The sequence below is a fragment of the Burkholderia sp. Tr-862 genome, from assembly GCF_011753085.1.
Classification (GTDB): domain Bacteria; phylum Pseudomonadota; class Gammaproteobacteria; order Burkholderiales; family Burkholderiaceae; genus Burkholderia; species Burkholderia ambifaria.
The window spans coordinates 1-3,964 of sequence record NZ_VWWG01000287.1 but is presented as its reverse complement, the minus strand read 5'-3'; the positions used below and the strand labels follow the sequence as shown (position 1 = coordinate 3,964).

Sequence of the window (3,964 nt, the reverse complement as noted above, 5' to 3'; positions counted from 1 at the left end):
GCTCGACGTCGCTGCGTTGCTGCAGCGCGCGTACCCGGCCTGACGACTGCACGCGCATCCGCCACGCCTGCCCAGCCAGGAGCCCCGATGAACCTCGTCGCCGCCCTCGACCGCGCCGCCCGCGCGACGCCCGACAAGCCGTTCCTGATCCACGACGACACGACGATCACCTACGCCGCGGCACGCGAGCGCTCGCACCGCGCGGCGGCCGTGCTGAGCGCGCTCGGCATCGCGGCCGGCGACCGGGTCGCCGCGATGTGCCTGAACACGCCCGCGTTCGTCGACCTGATGTTCGGCACGTGGCGGCTCGGCGCCGCGTTCGTGCCGATCAACCACAAGTTGCAGGCGCCGGAAGTCGACTACCTGCTCGAGCACAGCCGCAGCAAGGTGATCCTGTTCGACGCGGCGCTCGCGCCGGTGCTGGCGCGCGTGATCCATCCGGCGCGGCGGCTCGTCACCGAAGGCGATGCCGCCGGCGTGCCGAACTTCGACGCAATGCGCGCGGCGATGGACGGCGTCGCGGGCATCGAGCCGGCCGACGGCGACATCGCGCAGATCCTCTACACGTCCGGCACGACCGGCCGCCCGAAAGGCTGCGTGCACAGCCACCGCACGGTGACGTTCGCGGCGATGTCGGCGGCGCTCGCGACCGGCATCGGCCGCAACGAACGCACGCTGATGGCGATGCCGATCTGGCACGCGTCGCCGCTGAACAACTGGTTCGGCGGCACGCTGTACGCGGGCGGCACCATCGTGCTGCTGCGCGAATATCATCCGTGGCGCTTCCTGCAGACGGTCGAGCATGAACGCGTGACGCTGTATTTCGGCGCGCCGGTGTCGTACACGCTGCCGCTCGACACGATCGACGGCTTCGCGGCATTCGACCTGTCGAGCGTGCGCGCGTGGCTGTACGGCGGCGGCCCGATCGGCACCGCGCAGGCCGAGCGGCTCGCGCGTGCGTATCGCAGCAATGCGTTCTTCCAGGTATACGGGATGACCGAAACGGGGCCGGCCGGCACCACGCTGTATCCGGACGAGCAGATCGCGAAGGCCGGCTCGATCGGCCGCCAGGGCGGCCCCGGCGTCGACCTGCGGGTCGTGCGGATCGACGGCGTCGACGCGCAGGCGGGCGACACAGGCGAGATCTGGCTGAAGGCCGACAGCATGATGCTCGGCTATCTCGACGACGCGGCCGCGACGCGCGCCGCGTTCGCGCCGGACGGCTGGTACCGCACCGGCGACATCGCGCGAATCGATCAGGATGGCTACCTGTTCATCGTCGACCGGCTGAAGGACATGATCGTGACGGGCGGCGAGAACGTCTATTCGAAGGAAGTCGAGGACGTGCTCGGCGCGCATCCGGGAATCGTGGAAGCCGCCGTCGTCGGCGTCCCGCATCCGGACTGGGGCGAGACGGTCGTCGCGCATGTCGTGCTGCGTGCGGGCACCGCGCCCGATGCGGATGCGCTGCGTGCGTTCTGCGGCGAGCGGCTCGCCGCGTACAAGATCCCGCGCGAATTCGTGTTCGTGCAGGCGCTGCCGCGCACACCGACGGGGAAGGTGCAGAAGTTCTTGTTGCGCACGCGGCGCTCGGACTGAGTATCCAGGATCGGGCCAGCGTACTTACAACTCACGCACACATATTCCCCTTGCGAAACCATCTTTCATCAAAGTGGGATACGGCATTCCCGCATGCGCGGTCAATGCAATAGGTGGAATGGAACAAGTAATAGAAGTTACCGCTACCGACTCATATTCGTCCGATTGATCGACGTTTCTTATCTGGAATACCGTCTCTAGGCAGGTCATTCCATTTACTCAGACAGGGAAGCCGGATCAAGCAATCAACAATGTCGACAGTATTGCAGGATACGTAATTTACAATGCTTAAATTTCTTCTTGGCCTATGCCTCCTCACTTCCAGCCCGGCATTTGCATGCATCGCCGGCGAAAATTTCGACATCTACTTTTGGCCAGATAGCTCGCACATATCGAACTCCGAAATCGCTCGCATTGCAAAATGGGCAGACGAGCAAAAAATCAATTACGCAAATCACGTCACCAAAGAAACAACACTGATTAGCGGCCATGCCGACGAAGGAGAACAGAGGGCACTGTCCCTTGCACAATCGCGAATGCAAACCGCGTATGCGCTGTTGGAGCAACTAGGTTTTCTACGCGGAACTATTAAGACGAGCGCTCGCGTCTATTCGCATGGCGACGTGGATAATGGGCGGCGTGTGGAAATTTCCTTCCTGCCCGATTGCCCTAACAAGTGCTGTGATGGTAAGTAACCTCACACTGCCGCCAGTCACATCGATGAGGCATTGACGTACACAGGCGGCGCGCCTGCCGGTACATGCCCACTCCGCATGATCCCGCAACGCACCGCTGAACCATCGCCGACACGATTCAGATTCGCTACGTGGCCGTGACCATCAAAGAAAAAGCCACCGGACCTGACGGCCCGGTGGCTTTCTCGCATGAGGCGCGCGCTGACGCGTTGCGGGGGCACCCGTCACCGCCGCCCGCGCCTCACGTCGTGCTTACTTGCCGCCGATGCTCTTCAGCGGCTTCCACTCGCCCTTCTCGACCTTGTACATCGTGATGCCGCCGTTCTTCAGGTCGCCCTTCGCGTCGTACGCAACGTGGGTCGACGTGACGCCGGCCATGTCGGTCTTCGCGAGCACCGGCAGGTACTTCGCCGGATCGGTCGAATCGGCCTTCTTCATCGCGTTCAGCATCGCCATCGCGCCGTCGTAGGCGTACGGCGAGTAGGTCTGCACGTCTTCGCCGAAGCGCTTCTTGTACTTCTCGGCGTACGACTTGCCGCCCGGCATTTCGTCGAGCGGGAGGCCTGCCAGCGACGCAATCGTGCCTTCGGCCGCGTTGCCCGCGATCTTCAGGAACGTCGGCGTCTTCACCATTTCGCCGCTCATCAGCGGTGCGGTCATGCCGAGCGCCTTCATCTGCTTGACCATCGGCGCTGCCTGCGAATCCGCGCCACCGTAGTAGACGAGGTCCGGCTTCGCCGCCTTCAGCTTGGTCAGGATCGCCTTGAAGTCGACGGCCTTGTCGTTCGTGAACTCACGGTCGACGATCGTCGCGCCGCCAGCCTTCGCGGCCTTCTCGAACTGGTCGGCGAGACCCTGGCCGTAGGCCGTGCGGTCGTCGACGATCGCGATCTTCTTCATGCCGAGATCCTTCGACGCGAACGTGCCCGCCACCGAGCCCTGCTGCGTGTCGGACGTCATCATGCGGAAGGTCGTCTTGTAACCCTGCTGCGTGTATTCCGGCGCCGTTGCCATCGCGATTTCCGGAATGCCGGCGTTCGCGTAGATGCGCGAGGCCGGGATCGTCGTGCCCGAGTTGAAGTGGCCGAGCATGCCCTTGATGCCGTCGTCGACGAGCTTCTGCGCAACCGTCGTGCCGGTGCGCGGGTCAGCCTGGTCGTCCTGCGTCTCGAGCATGAACTTCACCGGCTTGCCGCCGATCTTCGGGTTCGTCGCGTTGAAGTCTTCCAGCGCGAGCGCGATCCCGTTCTGCATATCCTTGCCGTAGTGAGCCTGGGCGCCCGTCATCGGCCCTGCGTAACCGATCTTCACGTCGTCCGCATGGGCCGTCCCCGCCAGCGACATGACAGCGACGAACGTCGCGCCTGCCACCTTTTTCATCGTGTGTTGCATAGCATCTCCTTGGTACCAGGGTAAATGGAGCGGCTTCGGGATCGCCTTGCCGCTTCCTTTGTTTGATCCGAACGGCAAGGATGGTCAGCCGATCGTCATCAAATTTGCATTGCCGCCCGCCGCGGCCGTATTCACGCTGACCGAGCGCTCGGTCAGCAGTCGCTCGAGCGCGTAGTCTTCCGCGTCGCCGTTCTCGAACGCGCCCGCCGACACGCCCTGCACCGATACGATCGGGCCCGGGCGCTGCGCGACGTCCTTCACGAGCGTCTGCAGTTCGA

General features: G+C 64.0%; 4 protein-coding genes. 2 read left to right on the top strand and 2 right to left on the bottom strand.

From position 1 onward, the window contains the following. Positions 1–87 precede the first annotated feature (87 nt). Together F3J14_RS33835 and F3J14_RS33830 are read left to right on the top strand one after the other, a co-directional pair. Entirely contained in the window at positions 88–1,599 is a 1,512-nt protein-coding gene (locus tag F3J14_RS33835) for an AMP-binding protein (RefSeq protein WP_166726612.1), read from the top strand. A 284-nt stretch (positions 1,600–1,883) separates the two neighbouring features. Further along, on the top strand, positions 1,884–2,294 hold the full coding sequence (locus F3J14_RS33830) for a hypothetical protein (RefSeq protein WP_166726611.1): 411 nt from the start codon (positions 1,884–1,886) through the stop codon (positions 2,292–2,294). Between the two features lie 252 nt (positions 2,295–2,546). Here F3J14_RS33830 and F3J14_RS33825 read toward each other — a convergent pair whose 3' ends face one another. Both F3J14_RS33825 and F3J14_RS33820 read right to left on the bottom strand, forming a co-directional pair. Then, complete coding sequence (locus F3J14_RS33825) at positions 2,547–3,686, bottom strand: branched-chain amino acid ABC transporter substrate-binding protein (protein ID WP_138846893.1); 1,140 nt, start codon at positions 3,684–3,686, stop codon at positions 2,547–2,549. A gap of 84 nt (positions 3,687–3,770) precedes the next feature. After that, on the bottom strand, positions 3,771–3,964 hold a 194-nt coding region (locus tag F3J14_RS33820), incomplete at its 5' end, for a hypothetical protein (RefSeq protein ID WP_166726610.1).